Origin of the sequence: Nocardioides sp., from assembly GCF_029937575.1 — a bacterium.
Taxonomy (GTDB): domain Bacteria; phylum Actinomycetota; class Actinomycetes; order Propionibacteriales; family Nocardioidaceae; genus Nocardioides.
On record NZ_JAPYPS010000015.1, the window covers coordinates 55154 to 73176 of the forward strand.

Annotated in this window: 14 protein-coding genes; 7 read left to right on the forward strand and 7 right to left on the reverse strand. The window is 72.6% G+C overall.

From position 1 onward, the window contains the following. Positions 1–73 precede the first annotated feature (73 nt). Positions 74–967, forward strand: a complete 894-nt coding sequence (locus tag Q1K33_RS07845; protein ID WP_300402429.1) for an oxygenase MpaB family protein — start codon at positions 74–76, stop codon at positions 965–967. Here the strand turns inward: Q1K33_RS07845 and Q1K33_RS07850 are convergent. From Q1K33_RS07850 to Q1K33_RS07860, 3 genes are all read right to left on the reverse strand, one after another. Beyond that, positions 871–2013: an acyltransferase family protein gene (locus tag Q1K33_RS07850; protein ID WP_300402431.1), complete on the reverse strand. Its 1143-nt coding sequence runs from the start codon at positions 2011–2013 to the stop codon at positions 871–873. The two genes, Q1K33_RS07845 and Q1K33_RS07850, sit on opposite strands and share 97 nt — an antisense overlap. 71 nt (positions 2014–2084) lie before the next feature. Next, positions 2085–4391 carry a SpoIIE family protein phosphatase gene (locus Q1K33_RS07855; RefSeq protein ID WP_300402433.1) on the reverse strand — a complete coding sequence of 769 codons (2307 nt, stop codon included), beginning with the start codon at positions 4389–4391 and terminating at the stop codon, positions 2085–2087. A 94-nt stretch (positions 4392–4485) separates the two neighbouring features. After that, on the reverse strand, positions 4486–4950 hold the full coding sequence (locus tag Q1K33_RS07860) for a MarR family winged helix-turn-helix transcriptional regulator (RefSeq protein ID WP_300402435.1): 465 nt from the start codon (positions 4948–4950) through the stop codon (positions 4486–4488). A 117-nt stretch (positions 4951–5067) separates the two neighbouring features. Between Q1K33_RS07860 and Q1K33_RS07865 the strand changes: the two genes are divergently transcribed. Beyond that, a complete protein-coding gene (locus Q1K33_RS07865) occupies positions 5068–6516 on the forward strand; it encodes an MFS transporter (RefSeq protein WP_300402437.1) in 1449 nt (482 codons plus the stop codon). Between the two features lie 20 nt (positions 6517–6536). On the opposite strand, the gene Q1K33_RS07870 is transcribed toward Q1K33_RS07865, so the two are convergent. Continuing rightward, positions 6537–9422 (reverse strand): FAD-binding and (Fe-S)-binding domain-containing protein, encoded by a 2886-nt coding sequence (locus Q1K33_RS07870; protein WP_300402439.1) that lies wholly within the window; start codon positions 9420–9422, stop codon positions 6537–6539. Between the two features lie 16 nt (positions 9423–9438). Here Q1K33_RS07870 and Q1K33_RS07875 point away from each other — a divergent pair, with 16 nt between their 5' ends. Then, positions 9439–10101, forward strand: a complete 663-nt coding sequence (locus Q1K33_RS07875; RefSeq protein WP_300402441.1) for a GntR family transcriptional regulator — start codon at positions 9439–9441, stop codon at positions 10099–10101. A gap of 64 nt (positions 10102–10165) precedes the next feature. Here the strand turns inward: Q1K33_RS07875 and Q1K33_RS07880 are convergent, their stop codons facing one another. Next, positions 10166–10558: a DUF2237 domain-containing protein gene (locus Q1K33_RS07880; RefSeq protein WP_300402443.1), complete on the reverse strand. Its 393-nt coding sequence runs from the start codon at positions 10556–10558 to the stop codon at positions 10166–10168. Positions 10559–10571: 13 nt separating this feature from the next. Beyond that, a complete protein-coding gene (locus Q1K33_RS07885) occupies positions 10572–11504 on the reverse strand; it encodes an NAD(P)H-binding protein (protein WP_300402444.1) in 933 nt (310 codons plus the stop codon). 86 nt (positions 11505–11590) lie between these two features. Between Q1K33_RS07885 and Q1K33_RS07890 the strand changes: the two genes are divergently transcribed. Beyond that, entirely contained in the window at positions 11591–11800 is a 210-nt protein-coding gene (locus tag Q1K33_RS07890; protein WP_300402446.1) for a hypothetical protein, read from the forward strand. Here the strand turns inward: Q1K33_RS07890 and Q1K33_RS07895 are convergent. Then, a complete protein-coding gene (locus Q1K33_RS07895) occupies positions 11790–12845 on the reverse strand; it encodes a hypothetical protein (RefSeq protein WP_300402448.1) in 1056 nt (351 codons plus the stop codon). The two genes, Q1K33_RS07890 and Q1K33_RS07895, sit on opposite strands and share 11 nt — an antisense overlap. 134 nt (positions 12846–12979) lie before the next feature. On the opposite strand from Q1K33_RS07895, the gene Q1K33_RS07900 reads away from it, so the two are divergent. The 3 genes from Q1K33_RS07900 (at position 12980) to Q1K33_RS07910 (ending at position 17904) form a co-directional block, all read left to right on the forward strand. Continuing rightward, positions 12980–14758 (forward strand): peptidoglycan recognition protein, encoded by a 1779-nt coding sequence (locus Q1K33_RS07900; protein WP_300402450.1) that lies wholly within the window; start codon positions 12980–12982, stop codon positions 14756–14758. Positions 14759–14869: 111 nt separating this feature from the next. Further along, a complete protein-coding gene (locus tag Q1K33_RS07905) occupies positions 14870–15454 on the forward strand; it encodes a TetR family transcriptional regulator (RefSeq protein WP_300402452.1) in 585 nt (194 codons plus the stop codon). A gap of 68 nt (positions 15455–15522) precedes the next feature. Next, positions 15523–17904 carry an MMPL family transporter gene (locus Q1K33_RS07910; RefSeq protein ID WP_300402454.1) on the forward strand — a complete coding sequence of 794 codons (2382 nt, stop codon included), beginning with the start codon at positions 15523–15525 and terminating at the stop codon, positions 17902–17904. Positions 17905–18023 lie beyond the last annotated feature (119 nt).

The window sequence follows — 18023 nt, forward strand, 5'->3', positions numbered from 1 at the left end:
TCCGTAAGTTCTTGGGTGGCCCGGGAGGGTCGGACCGGCGACAGCGCGGACCTGACGGGCTACCGTGGCGCGCATGCACAAGAGCTACTGGCGAGAGGCCAACGATCGTCTCGACCCGGAGGCCGACTACGTCCAGATCTACCGCACGATCGCGCTGCACGAGTTTCCCTGGGACTTCAACCAGTCGCTGAGCTTCGCACTCTTCCGCACCTATGCCGTGCCCAGCATCGGTCGCCTGCTCGACGAGACCGGTCAGTTCACCGGCGAGTGCCAGAAGCGCTACGACGACACCGGGCTGCTGCTCGAGGCACCGCTCACGCACGGCTTCGACTCCGTCGAGGGCCGTGCCGCCACCCGCCGGATCAACCAGATGCACGCGATGTACGACATCAGCAACGACGACCTGCGCTACGTCCTCTCGACCTTCGTCGTCGTGCCGAAGCGCTGGATCGACGACTACGGCTGGCGCCCGCTCACCAGGGTCGAGGTGGACGCATCGGTGGCCTACTACCGCCAGCTCGGCATGCGGATGAACATCAAGGACATGCCGACGACGTACGCCGGCTTCGCCGACCTGATGGACGATTACGAGCGCGGACACTTCGCCTTCGACGCCGGTGCTCGTCGCGTGGCCGACTCCACCCTCGCGCTGCTGTGCTCGTTCTACCCGCGTCCGGCCAAGGGCGTCGTGGATCTCTTCAGCCGGGCCCTGATGGACGAGCCGCTCCTCGCCGCCTTCGCCTACGACGTGCCCGCACCGTCGGTGCGGCGCGCCTCCGCGGCCGCCCTGCGTGCCCGCGCCCGGCTGCTGCGCAGGCTCCCCCCGCGGAAGAAACCGCGGATGGCGATCGACACCCCGCGAATCCGCTCCTACTCGGTGCTGCCCGACCTCGCGTCGTTGGGGACCTTCCCCGCGTCCGCCGGGGCCGGCTGCCCGGTGCCGGACGCCAGCGTCGCCAGCCGCTGATCCAGGGGCGCGGGCAGCGCGAAGAGCCACCCGCACCGCAGCCGCACCAGGGCCTCGTGGAGCCCGAAGCAGGCCAGCACGACCAGCCCGGTCATCAGCACCGGGTAGCCGAGGGCCGCGAGCAGTCCGAGAGCGCCGCCCTCGCCCAGCGCCAGAGGCAGCTGGACGACGGCGACCAGCACGATCAGGTGCAGCACGTAGACGCGCAGCGTCCGCCGTCCCACCCAGGCGAGCCCGTCAGCGACCCGCGAGCCGCTGGCCCGGACCGCGAGGAGGATCCCGAGCGGGATGCCGATCAGAGACGCGGCGAAGGCCGTCGGGCTCCACGGCAGACCGCTGTAGAGCACCACGGCAGCAGCGCCTGCGTAGGCGAGGAAGAGCCCCAGCAGGGCGGCGCCCGACAGCCGGAGGGCCGCGATGCGCCTCAGCACGTGGGGGTAGTAGGCGCCGGCGAGGAAGTAGACCAGGTGCACCAGCACCGAGAACCGGTTGTTCTCCTCGATGCCCAGTGCCGAGACGGAGACGGACAGCGCGGCGGCAGCGCCCACCACCGCCGCCGGCGGGACGCGGCGCAGCAGCCTGGCGACGACGAAGTACACGGCCAGGGCGTAGAGGAACCACATGCTCGACGCCGCCCAGGCCAGCTCACCGAAGAGGTCGGCGACGCTGACCACGCGGTTGGCCGGGATGTCGCGCTCCAGGCTGTAGACGCCGACGTAGACGCCCAGCCACACGACGTACAGGTAGTAGCCGGAGGCGATCCGACGCCACGACGAGCGCCAGGGGCGGGCCACGGCGGAGGCCGCGAAGAAGCCGCTGACGGCGAAGAAGAGCGGCATCCGCACCGGCTTGAGCGCATAGGTCAGGTCGTGCCAGATGTCCTCGATGGGGTCGTAGGCAGCGCCGACGAGGAAGATGTAGTCCTTGAGGATCACGTGGTACAGCACCACGAGGAGGATGCAGGCACCCTTGGCCACGTCCGGCCACGAGAGTCGCTCGAGCCTCGGCGCGACAGGGGGCGCGGACGGCGCCTCGGACGGGGTCATGGCACCTTGCAGCGTAGGCGCGAGGAGCCCGGTGGTCGATTCGACGGCGGTGCCGCAGCGCCGGCGCGAGGTCAGAGCAGGCGCACGGCGAGCAACGTCGTGTCGTCGTCGGGGGTGTCCAGCTCGGCCAGCACCAGGTCGGCCCAGGCGGAGACGTCGGCGCGCACCGCGGCCACCCCCGCGCCGGACGCGAGGTCCAGCAGCCGGTCCGTCTGCACCTCGGTGTCACTGCCGCGACGCTCGACCAGGCCGTCGGTGAAGAGCACGAGCAGCTCTCCGTGCGAGAGGTCGATGGTCGCGGACGGCGCTGTGCCAGTGCCGACACCCAGGAGCGGGCGGCGCTCGAGGGCCAGCTCCTCGGCGGCACCGTCGGCGCGCACGAGAAGGGGGTCCGGGTGGCCCGCGCTGGCGATCTCCACGAGCCCGGTGTCCCGGTCGAGCACCGCGACCAGGGCGGTGGCCACCCCGACGCCGAGGAGACCGTCCATCAGCCGGTCGAGCCGGTCCAGGCACCCCCCGGGCGGGTGGCCGTCGTACAGGTAGGCCCGCAACGCCGTGCGGACCTGGGTCATCGCCGACGCAGCTGCGACACCGTGGCCGGCGACGTCGCCCACGGCGAACGCGAGACGACGCTCGTCGAGCTCGAAGGCGTCCCACCAGTCGCCGCCGAGCTGGTAGGTCGAGGCCGGGCGGTAGCGAGCGGTGAGCTCGACGCCCGCGAACTCGGGGGCGCGGTCGAGCACCACGGAACGCTGCATGGACTCCGCCATCGCAATCTGCTCACGCGAACGCAGCAGGAGCAGCGAGTTGATCGTGCGTCCCAGCTCCTCGGCGGCCTCGAGGTGCCAGGGCTCCCACGGGACCCCATGACCGCTCATCACCTCGCGCCACTTCTCGAACGACTTGCGCGGACTCAGCCGCACGTCGGCGCCCTCCTCGGCGGCGAGCCGCTTGTTGGTCGGGTCTCCGCCCCAGTCGACGACCTGGCGTCGCTCCGGTCGGAACCACAGTCCCCACTGCTCCCCCACCGAGCCCACCCGCAGTGCGCCCGAGGCGATGTCCGCCACGGCGGCGAAGCGGGCGTCGAGCGCGGCCAGGTGGTCGGTCGAGCTGAGGTAGGAGCCGGGCTCGTTGAGCGCGTCCGCGATGGCGTGCAGCGTCGCGCGGTCGGGCACGACGCCGCGCGTGCGCAGGGTGCCCTGGAACATGTTGGCCGCGCCGGTGGCGTCGAAGACGTCCAGCAGGGCAGGGTCCGCGAACAGCGCGTCGAGGACGTCGTCGTCGGATCCGGACAGTCTCGCCGCCAGGTGCGCCATCGCACCTCGCGTCAGGACCGCGGCGTCGCGGGCGTCGGCGCGCTCGCGATGGGCGACCAGGTGGGAGGCGACCTGGGTGACGAACTCGGCGGCGGATCGCGCCTCCTGCCCGGGTCGGTGCGCCCCGGAGTAGTGGTGGCAGGCGATCAGGCCCCAGAGCTGGTCGTCGATCAGGATCGAGATGGACATCGACGCGGTCACGCCCATGTTGGCGAGGTACTCGACGTGGATCGGCGAGACGCTGCGCAGGCCGGCGTGCGACAGGTCCAGCGGGTCGCGGGTGACCGGGTCGAGCAGCGGAGTCAGCGGCACCGGCACGTAGCCGACGTCGGCGATCAGGCGGATCGGGTTGAGCTCGTAGAGGCGCCGCGCCTGGGCGGGGATGTCGCTGGCCGGGTAGTGCAGGCCGAGGAACGGGTTGAGGTCTTCACGCCGCGTCTCCGCGACCACCTCGCCGTTCCACTCGGCGTCGAAGCGGTAGACCATCACCCGGTCGAAACCGGTGAGCTCGCGGACCTCGCCCGCGAGCAGGTCGGTGAGCTCGGGCAGGGACGCCGCGGCGGCCAGGCGCGTCATCGCGGTGCGTGCCGAGCGATAGCCGACGGCCCCCAGCCCCCGGGTCGGGGAGCTCTCCAGCTCGACCACGACCCGGTCGCCCGACGCGTGGACGCGTACGTCGACCTGCTGGCCGCCGAGCTCGCCGGTGGCCGGCTTGCCGAGCACGACCACCATGGGGTCGCTCGGGTGACCCTCGTCGCGGCGGGCGGCCACGCGCGCCGCCAGGTCCGATCCGACCAGGGCGGCGAGAGGACGCCCGAGCGCTTCGTCGGTCGAGACGCCCAGCATCGTCTCGACGTTGACCGAGCACACGACGACGTGCTGCTCGTCGTCCAGGGCCAGCAGGACCCCGTGCGGCTGAATGGCGCCGGGGACGTGGATCGGCTCGGCGTCACAGGTGGTCAGCGTCGCGACGTCGTACGCCGGGGTGTGCTCGGCGTACGGCACCGGTACGCCGAGGACTCCTGCGGCCCCAGAAGCCTGGGTGCCCCGTGTCGCGGACACGCTGATCTCGCCTTCGTCGTTCGTCCCGAGAGGGATGCGGGTGGTGCCAGGGCACGGTATCCCGCCGCGTGTCGCTCGGCTGCCGAAGGCCCGGTCAGTCACCCGCCCGGGTGGCGTCGCGGCACAGGGCGGCGTCCCACGCGTCGTTGAAGTCACGCAGGTCCTCGACGAGCCGCTGCGCCCGCTCGGCCCCGAGCTCACCGAGAGCGGCAGCGATGAGCTCCGCCCGGATGACTCCGTCGTGAGCGAAGGCGCGCGCACCCTCGGGCGTGGGCCGGACCGGCTTGGAGGCGCTGCCCACGACGGTGATGCGCTCGACGTACCCTCCGGCGAGCGCGGCGTTGAGCTGGCGGTTGACCGTGGACTGGTCGAGGTCCAGCTCGTCGGCGAGCTGGCGCTGGGTGCGGGGCTGCCCGTCGTCGAGGACCCACAGGATCCGGAACGCCGAGTTGTCCAGCTCGGTGCCGGCGTAGCTCGAGGTCCGCCGGCGCTGCAGGCGCAGCAGCTGGTCGCCCAGCCCCTGGAGATCGGGCGCCTCAGGCGGCACGGGATCGGTCATCGTCCCTCCGTTGCGTCCCCGTCGTGCGGTCGAGTCGGTCTGCGGCGCGCATGAGCCTGCGCACAGATCATGCCAGAAGCGGCGCACCGGCCGGATCGGTGTGTACCGTACATATCCATGTCCACGACAACTATTTCGGCGCCGCCGGTGAGCCGTCCGCTGATGACCGTCATCGTGCTCTGCTTCGGCGGCATGACGGTCTCGCTCACCCAGACGCTCGTCGTGCCGATCCAGGGCCAGCTCCCCACCCTGCTCGGCACCTCACCGTCCAACGCCGGCTGGGTCGTGACGATCACGCTGCTCGCCGGCGCGGTCTCGATGGTGATCAGCGGTCGGCTCGGCGACCTGCTGGGCAAGCAGCGCGTGCTCGTGGCCACCTCGTCCCTGCTGGTGCTGGGGTCGGTGATCTCGGCGATGTCCGACTCCCTGGCCCCGATGCTCGTCGGGCGCACGCTGCAGGGCTTCGCGCTCGGCTTCATCCCCGTCGGCATCGCCCTGGTGCGCGAGGTCACCCCGCCCGAGATGGCCAACACCGCCATCGCCGCAATGAGCGCCACCCTCGGCGTCGGCGGGGCGATCGGTCTGCCCCTGTCGGCGTTCGTCGCACAGACCTTCGACTGGCACGCCATCTTCTGGATGGGCGCCGTCCTTTCGCTCCTCATGGCCGCCGGCGTGGTCCTGCTCGTGCCCCACCTGAACGACCACGCGGGCGGGTCGCTCGACCTGGTCGGGGTCCTCGGCCTGACCGTCGGCCTCGTCGCCACCCTCATCGGCGTGTCCAAGGCCAACGCCTGGGGGTGGACGAGCGGGCGCACGCTCGGCTCGTTCCTTGGCGGGATCGCCGTCCTCGTGGTGTGGGGCTACTACCAGCTGCGCCGCGACGAGCCCCTCGTCAACCTCCGCGTCACCGCGAGTCGCCCGGTGCTGCTGACCAACATCGCCGCCATCGCCATCGGATTCGGGATGATGGCGCAGTCGATCGTCATCCCCCAGCTCCTGCAGCTGCCGACCGCCACCGGCTTCGGGCTCGGGCAGAGCCTCCTGGCCGCTGGACTCTGGATGGCCCCGGGCGGCCTGATGATGATGGCCTTCTCCCCGGTGTCCGGACGCTTGATGACCGTGATCGGTCCGAAGCAGACGCTGATGGTCGGGGCTGCCGTCCTGGGCTTCGGCTACCTCACGGCCTTCTTCTTGATGGACGCTCCCTGGCAGCTCCTCATCGCCTCCAGCATCGCCGCCGCCGGGGTCGGGATCGGGTACGGCGCCATGCCGGCGCTGATCATGGGCAACGTCGCGCCACGCGAGGCCGGCGCCGCCGTGGGCATCAACGCGCTGATGCGCTCCATCGGTACGACGAGCGCCGCCGCCATCATGGTGACCGTGCTGACGTCGTCGACCACGGACTTCGGCGGAGCCTCGATCCCCAACGAGGGCGCCTACCAGCTGTGCTTCCTGATCGGCGCGATCGCAGCCTTCGTCGGCGTCGCCCTGACCGCGCTCGTGCCGCACGTGCACGCCCGGGCCGCCAAGGCGGAGGTCGTCGAGCTGGCGGAGGCGCCTGCCTGAGCTCGGCAGGGTCGGCGGCTTCACCGCTGCTGCGGAGCAGCTCCCCCACCGTCGAGCAGCTGCGCCAGGTGCACCGACGCCCGCCCCCGCAGGTCGTCCACCTGCGTCCGGCACGAGAACCCGTCGGCCAGCACCACCGCGTCGGGGTCGGCGTCCAGCGCCGGGAGCAGCTGCTGCTCGGCCACGGCGACCGAGACGTCGTAGTGACCGATCTCGACGCCGAAGTTGCCGGCCAGCCCGCAGCACCCGGACAGTCGCCGTACGGTCGCCCCGGTCGATGCCAGCAGGTCGGCGTCGGCCTGCCAGCCCATCACTGCGTGGTGGTGACAGTGCGGCTGGGCGACGACCGTCGTGCCGCTGAGGTCGGGCGGCACCCAGCCGGGCGTCGCCGCGAGGAGCTCGGCCAGGGTCGTCGTCGCTGCCGCCACCGCGCGCGCGTCGTCGGTGTCGAGCAGCTCGACGGCGTCGCTGCGCAGCACACCGGTGCACGAGGGCTCGACGCCCACGATCGGCACGCCGTCGCGCGCGGCACCGACGAGCGTGGCCACCGTGTCGCCGAGGATCCTGCGCCCCGCGTCCAGCTGGCCGGTCGTGATCCACGTGAGTCCGCAGCACACCTGCGTGTCGGGCAGGCGCGGCGCGTAGCCGGCGGCCTCGAGGACGCGCACCGTCGCCGCGGCGACCCCGGGGTCGAAGGCGTCGGAGAACGAGTCGGCGAACAGGATGACCGGCTTCCCCACGACCTCCGAGCCACTCCACGACGACCTGAACGGCCGCCGCGCGAACGCCGGCACCGAGCGCCGTCCGTCCACCCCGGCCGCCCACTTGCCGAGCGCACCGAGCACCGGCAGGCGCAGCACCAGGTTGGCGACCAGGGCCAGGCCCGGCACCCGTCCGACCAGACGCGCCCAGAGCGGCAGCCGGCCCAGCGAGTAGTGCGATCGCGGGCGGACCCGGGGCGGGCCCCAGCGCCCCCAGCGCCCGTTGCCCCGCCCGTAGGTCTGGTGTAGCGCCTCCGACTTGTAGGTCGCCATGTCGACGCCGGTGGGGCAGTCCGACGCACACCCCTTGCAGGACAGGCACAGGTCGAGGGAGTCGTGGACCTCGGGCGCGTCCCAGGCGAGCTCGCCGCGCACGACGTCCTGCAGCACCCGGGCCCGACCACGGGTGGAGTCCTTCTCCTCCCGCGTCGCGAGGTAGGAGGGACACATCACCCCACCCGCTGCGGAGTTGTCGGCTCGACACTTGCCCACCCCGGTGCAGCGGTGCACCGACTGCGCCAGGTCACCCTCGTCGTGGGGGTAGGCGAAGGCCAGCTGCAGTGGCGTGCCGGGGCGCCCGGAGCGCGACAGCGGGAACGAGCCGGCGAACCGCACGTCGGCGTCGACCGGATCGGGGTCGACGAGGACGCCGGGGTTGAGCACGTCGTCGGGGTCGAAGACGTGCTTGAGCTCGCCGAAGAGCCGGATTGCCTCGGGTGAGTACATGTGCGGCAGCAGCTCGCTGCGCGCCCGACCGTCGCCGTGCTCACCGGACAGCGAACCGCCGTACTCCCCCACCAGGCGTGCCGCATCGGTCAGGAACCGCCGCAGCACCGCGGTGCCGTCCGGCCGGTCGAGAGGGTAGTCGAGGCGCACGTGCATGCAGCCGTCGCCGAAGTGCCCGAACGGTGCCGACGTCATGTCGTACGACGCCACCAGCTCGTCGAAGCGGGCGAGGTAGGAGCCGAGCATCGCCGGGGGCACGGCGGCGTCCTCCCACCCGGGCCAGGCGGGCCGACCGGCGGGCGAGCGGCCGGCCATCCCGGCGCCGTCCTCGCGGATCCGCCACAGGCGCGCCTGCACCAGCGGGTCCTCGACGACCAGCGCGTCGAGCGCGATCCCGGCCGTGGCCAACCCCTGGGCCCGCGAGAGGACCTCGTCGCGGTCGTGCCCCGCGACCTCGACGAAGAGCCAGGCGTCACCCGTCGGAAGCGGCGGGACGGCTCCCTCGCCGCGCCGCTCCCGCAGCACGGTGAGCAGTCGCGAGTCGAGTCCCTCGCACGAGGTCGGCCCGTGGGCGACGACGGCGGGTGCGGCCTCGCCGGCCTCCACGATGGAGCCGAAGCCGAGCGCCACCACGACTCGGATCGGGGCGTCGACGACCAGGCGCACGGTGGCCTGGGTGATCACGCCGAGCGTGCCCTCGGAGCCGACCAGCGCCTGGCCGAGGTCGAAGCGCTCGGGCAGCAGGTGCTGGGCGGCGTAGCCGGAGACCTGACGGCCGAAGCGGTCGAACTCCGTGCGCACGGTGGCGAGGTGACGGCCCATCACGTCGCGGACCCCGGCGACCACGCCTTCACCGCCGGTGACGCTCGGGGCACCGGCGGCGTCGTAGCCGGTCCGCAGGGTGCTGCCGTCGGCCAGGAGCAGCCGCAGTCCGGCCACGTTGTCCGACGTACGCCCGTAGGCGAGGCTGCGCGAGCCGCAGGCGTTGTTGCCGATCATCCCGCCGACGGTGCAGCGCGGGTGCGTGGAGGGGTCGGGACCGAACCGGATGCCGTGGGGGGCCGCGGCCCTCTGGAGGACGGCGTGCACCGCTCCGGGCTCGACCACCGCGGTGCGGGACTCCGGGTCGATCGACAGGACCTTGTTGAGGTGACGGGAGAAGTCGAGGACGATCCCGCGCCCCACGGCGTTGCCCGCGACCGACGTACCGGCTCCGCGCGAGGTCAGCGGCACGCCCTGCTCCCGGGCGACGGCCAGCGCCGCGGCGACCTCGTCGACGTGGCGAGGGCGGACGACGGCCAGCGGCGCGATCCGGTAGAGCGAGGCGTCGGTGGAGTACATCGCGCGGGTCCCCGCGTCCGCGCGCGCCTCCAGCCCGGCACGGGTGAGGGCTGCGAGCACGTCGGGTCCAGTGGCCATGAGTAACATGTTACTCATGCCGTCCCTGGTCCTGCCCTCCCCCGCGGGGGGATCGCTGGCCGACGCGGTCGCCGTGGCCGTCCGGGACGGGATCGCGGCCGGGGAGCTGGCCGAGGGCACGACGTACTCCGTCTACCAGCTCGCCGAGATCCTCGACGTCTCCCGCAGCCCGGTGCGCGAGGCGCTGCTACGCCTGGCGGAGGCGGGGCTGGTCGAGATCGCCCGCAACCGCGGCTTCCGCGTGGTGCTGCCGAGCGCCCACGACGTCGAGGAGATCTTCGAGATCCGCCTCGCCCTCGAGCCCCCAGCCGTACGCCGTGCTGCCACCCGCGCCGAGGCGGGCCAGCGCGACCTCGTCGCGACGCACCTCGAGACCATGCGCGACGCGGCCGAGCGGGACGACCCCGCCGCGTTCTGGCCGGCCGACCGGGCCCTGCACGACGCTCTGCTGCGCGCGTCCGGCAACGCCCGAGCCGCGTCGATCGTGGATGACCTGCGCGCGACGACCGCCCTGCTCGGTCCCCCGACCACCGCGACCGGGCGCACGCTGCGCGAGATCCACGACGAGCACGCGCCGATCGTGGACGCCGTCGTCGCGGGAGACGCCGCCGCCGCGGAGGCGGCGATGCGGCGCCACCTGTCCGAGACCGGGGAACGACTCGTCGCGGCACTCACCTGACCCGCCGCACCACGACGGCACCGGGCCGCACCGGGGCCGTGCCGCGGCCGGCACGGCGGACGACTCAGTCGGTCAGGCCGCTCAGGTCGTCGGGCACGTCGATGGCGTGCTCGCGCAGCACCTCGATCGGCACCAGGCTCAGGACGCTGGCGTTGGTCGAGGCCAGCACGACGGGTGCGGCGAGGCCGTCGTGGTGTGCGCGGGCCCAGTTGTGGGCCGTGACGCACCAGCGATCGCCCGGCACGAGTCCGGGGAACCCGTAGGCGGGCATGGGGGTGCTCAGGTCGTTGCCGATCGCCGACTGGTGGGCCAGGAACTCGTCGGTCATCACCGCACAGATGGTGTCGCTGACCTGCTCCTGGCCCCGGATGGTGCAGCACCCGTCGCGGTAGAAGCCGGTCATCGGGTCGGTGCCGCAGGGCTCCAGGTCGCCGCCGAGGACGTTGCGCTCGCTCACGCCGTGAAGTGTCTCAGGCCCGGAGCCCGTCCTCGATCTCGGCGAGGGCGGCCCGGAGGTCGACCGACGGCGACCACCCCCACGCCCGTGCCCGGTCCGCGGCGATGTGGCCGGTCCAGGCCGGCGCGTCGTCCCAGACCGGCTCGAGGTCGAGTGCTCGGCCGAGCGTCTCGTAGTAGTCGCGCTGGGTGGCCCGGTCGCCGGCCGATCCTGCAGCCACGTTGACCGGCGTCGCTCGGCCCTCGACCGGGCCTCGCTCCGGGTCGCTGGAGGCGACCACGGTGCCGTCGGCCAGGTCGGCGGCGAGCGAGGTCAGGTCGTCCACGTGGACCCAGGCGAAGGTCCCGTCCGCGACAGCGTGCCGCGCCTGCTCGTCGTCTCGGAACGCGGCCGGACGCAACACGTTCCACACCGAGGACTCCGCGGCACCGAGGATCGCCGGCGGGCGCAGCAGGACGGCCGTCAGGCCGTCGATCTCGGCGACGGCCGCGTCGGTGTCGCGCTTGGTCACGGGGTAGTCACCGCCGTCCTCGTCGACGACCACGCCGGCCTCGGTCACCGCCTCCACGCCCGGCGAACGGTCGTAGACCGCTGCGGTCGAGACGTGCACGAACCGTCCGACGCCGGCGTCGCGTGCGGCCAGCGCCAGGGTGCGAGTCCCCTCCACACCGATGCGCCGCTGCGTGTCGAGGTCACTGCCCATCGGGTGCACCGTGGACACCACGGCCCCGGCACCGCCGGTGACGGCCGCGGCCACCTCGGGGTCGTGGAACTCGCCCACCCACTCGCGGACACCGGGCACGCTCGGAGCCGTGCCGGCACGACGTACGACGGCGCGCACGGTGAGACCGCGTGCGGCGAGCACGCGGCAGACACGCGAGCCCACGAGGCCGTTGGCCCCCGTGACGACGACGGGTCCGGACGGATGAGCGGTGGAGTCAGTCATGCCTCCCAGCCTGGCACGCCCGGCGTGAGACCTTCCCCGTCATCGGGGTGAGGCCGGGGCGACCGCGGGCTCGGTAGAACGGAGTCATGAGCACCGAACGCACCGAAGCTGTCCAGGCCGTCGTCGACCGGATGACCTCCTACCAGGACGGCGCTCCCGAGGGGACCGTCGAGAAGGAGCTGCGCGAGGCGCTGGGCGAGACCGACGTCAGCCTCACCGACGACGAGATCGAGGCGCTGGCCACCGCCATCGAGGACGGCGAGGGCAAGGTGTCGGTCGCGGCCGTCATCGGCTGACGGCCCCACCGAGGAGTGCGGTCGCCTCGGGCGAGGTGTAGAAGGGCTCGAGCCGGGCTCGGAGGATCCGTTCCAGGTCTCCGGACTCGCGCAGCGCCGCGACCGCGGTGGGCGCGATCCTCACCAGGTCGGCGACGAGGTCGTCCCGGTCGAGATCGAGCTCGTCGAGGAGCTCGGTCGGCGTGTAGCCGCCGAAGCGCTCGAAGAAGCCGGCCACGACCGACTCCCCCAGGTGGGCGACCTGCTCGCTCGCCAGCGCTGTGACCGCGAGGTCGTGGACGGCGTCGACGACCCCGTCGAGCTCCTCGCGGGTGATGCGTCGGTCCAGACCTCCCGCGGGCTCGGCGGCGGCGAGGTCCCAGACCTGCAGCAGCGCCTCTCGCGTCATCGGGTCGCGCACGGTCTCGACGAGGATCCTGTTGAGCCGTCGCACGGCGAACGTCCCGCCCTTGCCGACCGTGTCGCCGAGGAGACCCTCCAGCTGCTTGTCGGCGGCCCCCATCATCTTCGACGCCGCGCTGGTGCCCAGCGACATCAGCGAGCCGAGGCCCGGCACCTTGTCCGCGACGGCCTGGTTGGCCTGCACCACCTCGCCGACGATCCGGCCCATGAAGCGCGAGGCCATCGTGCCGACCAGCGGCGAGTCGGTGAGCCGCTCCAGGGCGCGCTCGAGCACCGGGCTGAGCGCCAGCACCCGATCGACGAGCACCTCGACCTGCTCGCGCTCCACGAGCTCCCCCAGCGGGCGCGCATCCGCCGGCCCGTCGTAGGCCGTGGTGACGGCCAGCTCCACGAACCCTCCCACCGCGGCGCTGCCGGGCACGGTGGCCAGCGCCCGCACCACGATGGCGCTGATAGCGGACTCGTCGACCAGGTCGGCGAGCTGGTGCTGACCCGCGGCGAGCAGGAGCCTGTCGGCCAACGAGCCCACCGTCTCCTCCAGGTCGTCGCCGCTCAGCTGATCGAGGTGGTGGGCGACCTGGGCATCGAGCAGTCGTGCAGCCAAGGACTCGGGAGCGAGGGCGGGACCTGGGGGTGATGACACTCGCTCAGGCTACGACGTGGACAGGTGACGACCGCTGGCCGCGCCGAGAGCAGATTCGGCGATCCCCTCCCCCGGTCCCTCGCGAGGGCGCACACTCGACCGGGGCACGTGATGCGAGTGACGGGAGGGGCCAGGTGGACGGGAACGACGAGGAACCTCGGCGCCTCGGCACGCCCACGGCCCAGCGCCGCGGCCTGCTCACGGTCGGCGCCCTCGCGGCCGCCGGCGGGCTCACCACCACGGGCTCGGCGTCCGCTGCGGCAACCGCTGCCGCCCCGGGGACCGCACGATCCGGGGCCTCGCGCCCACCCCGGCGGTACGCCGCGGGGTCGCGCGTCCCGCTGACCCGCACGGGTGCCACGGGCATCCGCGCCGCCGAGATCTTGCTCCCCGTCCGCGACACGCCCGGCGGCCCCTGGACCAGCGCGCGGCTCAGGTCCGACCCGTTCGCGATCGTCGGCCTCTCCTGGCCGGCCCACGCCCCGACCCCGCGGATCGAGGCGCGCTGGCGGCAGACCGGCACGTGGCAGCCGTGGCGCCGGGTCGACCTGCTCGACGACCGGCCGGACCCTGACCACGAGGCGAGCCCGCGCCGAGCCACCCAGCCCCTCTGGGTGGGGTCCGCCGACGGAGTCCAGGTCCGCGTCTCCGGCCACCGCCCGGCACGCATCCTGCTCTCGCTGATCAGCCCCGAGTCACTGCCCGGAGACGCCGAGCCGCCGCCGCCGCCGGCCCGCGGCGCCGGACCGAGCCCGCGCAGGCGGGCCGACGGCACCGTCGCCAGGCCCGCGATCCGGCGCCGCAAGCGCTGGGGGGCCGACCGGAGGTGGCGCAGCGGCAAGGCCCGCTACAACGCCACCATCGAGCTGGCGCACGTGCACCACACGGTGACCGGCAACGACTACTCCCGCAGCGAGACGCCGGCCCTGATCAGGGGCATGTACTACTACCACACCCACACGCTGGGCTGGTCCGACATCGGCTACAACTTCCTGGTCGACCGGTTCGGTCGGATCTGGGAGGGCCGGGCCGGAGGCCCCGGCAAGGCCGTGCGCGGTGCCCACACCCTGGGGTTCAACGCCACCTCGGTCGGCATCTCGGTGATCGGCAACTTCGAGCAGGTCAAGCCCGGCACAGCCACCCTCAGCGCCGTCGCCCAGCTCGCGGCCTGGAAGCTCTCTCGCTACGGTCGCGACCCGCTCGGCACGATGAAGGTGCGCAGCGAGGGCAGCGACAAGTTCCCCCGCAACCGGACGGTGACCCTGCCCGTCATCGACGGCCACCGCGACACCAACGACACCGCGTGTCCGGGTCGCCACCTCTACGCCCGGCTCGACGACGTGCGGCGGGAGGCCGCCGACCTCATCGCCGCCGCTTCCGCGCGCGAGGTGCAGGTGACCAGCGAGCCCTCGATCGCCGGCGACCCGACCCCGGGCGCGCGGCTCCGTGTCGCGGGCGGCGCCTACGAACCGGCCGACGCGACCGTCACCTACGCGTGGCTGCGCGACGACGCGCCCATCAAGAAGGCGACGCGTCGGCGTCGACTCGTCACCGGAGCCGACGTCGGCCACATCCTGTCGGTCGTCGTCACGCTCAGCGCCGAGGGCTACACCGGCACCACCCGTCGTCTCGACCTCGAGGCACCGGTGACCGCGACCCCGGTCCTGACCATCGCGGTCGAGGTCCTCGAGCGCACGGCTCGCATCACGGTCGAGGTGGCCGCCGCAGGGGTCGCCGAGCCCGGAGGTACGGCGAGCATCCGCGTCGGTGAGCTGACCCACGAGGTCGCGGTCGCCGCCGGCCGGGCCGTGGCTGACGTCGAGGTCGCCTCCGGCGAGCACACGGCGTACGTCGTCTACGGCGGCAGCGACCTCGTGCGCCCCGCCGAGGGCTCGGCGACCTTCACCGCCTGACACTCCCGCATCCCCCATCACGACGGCCGGCGCCTTCGGGGCGCCCGCTGAGGGACAGATCACACCCGCCTGGCTTTGCACTCACCCCTATGAGAGTGCAAACTGCACTACGTGATCAAGAGTGCAACGCGGCGCAGGTCGGAGACCACCGACCGGATCACGCTCTGCGCCCAGAAGCTCACCGACGAGCAGGGTCTGGACGGCTTCACCATGGACGACCTCGCCGAGGCAGCCGAGGTCTCCCGACGCACCCTGTTCAACTACTTCCCCGGCAAGGTCGACGCAGTCCTCGGCCTCTTCCCGGTCCTGGACGCCGACGCCGTCGCCGTCTTCGTCGCCGGGGGGCCGCACCACGACCTCGTCCAGGACCTCCGCGCCCTGGTCGTCCCGCTGCTGCGCACCGAGATGATGGAGCGCGAGACCCTTGCTCGGGGTCGCCGGATCATGCTCGCCAACCCGCGGCTCATCGCCCGGGCGCACGAGTGCTACAGCGAGATCAGCGCCCAGGTGGTCAGCCACATCGCCACCCGTGAAGGCCCGACGTTCGCGGCGCTGCGGGCCCGGGTCGCGGTGAGCGTCCTGGCCGCCCTGTTCGACTCCGCCCTCGACGAGTACCTCGTCGACCCCGAGGAGCGCCCGATCATCTTCCACTTCGACGAGAGCCTGCGCACCGCCCGTTCGCTTCTCGGGGCCTGACCCCGACCGAGTCCGACCGCCCACACCGAGTCCCCATGGCTCGAGCCCCATCTACTCAGGAGACCTCCATGGCCACCCTGCTCTATCGCCTCGGCAAGCACGCCTACCGCCGATGGCCCTTCTTCATCGCCGGCTGGCTGGTGCTGATGATCGCCGTCGGTGGCTTCGCCGCGGCGTTCTCCAAGCCCACCACCGACAGCTTCTCCATCCCCGGCATCCCGTCCGAGGAGGCCGCCGACCTGCAGGCCGAACTGTTCCCCGGCAGCAAGGACGCCTTCGACCAGGCGACGGTCAACGTCGTCGTGGCCGCGCCCGAGGGCGAGCGGATCGACCAGGCGCCGTACGCCGACGCGATCACCCAGCTCGTCTCCGACATCGCCGCCGGTCCCGAGATCCCCGAGGAGCTCACCAGCACCGACGGTCAGGCCGCGATCAACCCGGTCAACGCCCTCGAGGCCCGCGACGCCAGCGGCGGCAACGGCAACGCCAACGGGGGTGGCCGGGGAGCCAACGCACCGCCCGCCGACACCGACCCCGCCGTCGGCGCCGCCGCCTTCGCCCCCGTCTCGCCCAGCGGCCGGGTCGGCGTGATCACGTTCAGCTTCGACGTCGACACCATCACCGACGTCACGCCCGAGACCCAGGACGCCGTCCTGGCCGCCATGGACACCGCTGCCGAGTCCGGCCTGACCGTGGCCGCCAACGGCCAGGGCATGGGCGACTTCTCCGGCCCCGGAGGGACGGCCGAGCTGATCGGTATCGGCCTGGCCCTGCTCGTGCTGGTGCTGACCTTCGGCTCGCTCGTCGCCGCCGGTCTGCCCATCGTCGCCGCCATCTGGGGCGTGGGCCTCGGCCTCGCAGGCGTCACGGGCATGTCCGCCTTCTTCGACCTGTCCTCGTCGGCGCCCCTGCTGGCCACGATGATCGGGCTCGCGGTCGGCATCGACTACTCCCTGTTCATCCTCGCTCGCTACCGGGGCGAGCTCGACCACACCGACGACCGCGCCGAGGCCGTCGGTCGCGCCGTCGGCACGGCGGGCTCCGCCGTCGTCTTCGCCGGCCTCACCGTGCTGATCGCGCTCTCGGCGCTCTCCGTCGTACGGATCCCGTTCCTGACGATCATGGGTCTCGCCGCCGCCGTCACCGTGCTCCTGGCAGTGCTCGTCGCGCTGACCCTGCTGCCGGCCATCCTCGGGCTGATGAAGTCCAAGGCCTTCGGGGGCCAGGTGCGCAAGTACCGCCCGAAGCGCGAGGCCGACAACAAGATCCTCAACAACGGTGTCCGGTGGGCCCGCCTGATCGGCCGTCGCCCGCTCGCCGCGGTCCTGCTCGTCGTCATCGGCCTGGGCGCTCTGGCGATCCCGCTCAAGGACCTCTACCTGGCCTTCCCGACCGACAGCACCGCCTCCCCCGACACCACCCAGCGCCAGGCCAGCGACCTGCTCGCCGACGCGTTCGGTCCGGGTCGCGAGGCGCCGTTCCAGATCGTCGTGGACGGACGAGACGTCGCTCAGGGTCAGCGCGACGGCGCCTTCGCCGACGTCGTGGCCTGGGCCGAGGAGCAGGACGGCGTCTCGGCCGTCATCGACACCGCCGCTCTCCAGGACCCCGCCTCCGCGCCGGAGGGACCGGTCGAGGGCACCCAGCTGTTGCTGCTGCCCGAGTCCGGCCCGGACGACCCGGCCACCAAGGACCTGCTCCAGCAGTTGCGTGACGGGGAGGACGGCATCGAGTCGGCCACCGGGACCGACATCGGGATCACCGGTCTGACCGCGATCACCACCGACGTCTCCGACCGGCTGACCGGCGCCCTGCCGCTCTACCTGGCCGTCGTCGTGGGCCTGGCCTTCCTGCTCCTGATGATCGTCTTCCGCTCGATCCTGGTGCCGCTCACCGCCACCTTCGGCTTCCTGCTCACGGTGCTCGCCACCCTGGGCGCGACCGTGGCCGTGTTCCAGCAAGGAGCGCTCGGGATCTTCGAGGGTCAGCCGATCGTCAGCTTCGTGCCGATCTTCGTGATCGGCGTGGTCTTCGGGCTCGCGATGGACTACCAGGTCTTCCTGGTCACCCGGATCCGCGAGGCGCACGTCCACGGCGAGAGCACCGCCGACGCCGTCGTCGACGGGTTCCGCAACTCGGCCCGCGTGGTCGCCGCGGCGGCGGTCATCATGACGTTCGTCTTCGCGGCGTTCATCCTCGAGCCCGACCCGGTCATCAAGTCCTTCGGCTTCGCCCTCGCGGTGGCCGTCCTCGTCGACGCCTTCGTCGTGCGGATGGTGCTGATCCCCGGCCTGATGTACCTGATGGGCGAGAAGGCGTGGTACCTCCCGGCCTGGCTCGACCGGATCCTGCCGGACGTCGACGTGGAGGGCGAGAAGCTCGAGCGCCCGCACCTGGCCCGGCCCCGCGACGCCGACGACGAGGCCCGCGAGGAGGTCCCCGTCGGCTGATCCAGGGACGTACGGCGCCCGGCCAGGCGTCGCACGACCTCGCAGGGGGCACACGACAACGCGGTGGATCGGATCAGCCCAGCTGACCCGATCCACCGCGATCGTCGTCGGTGACCCCC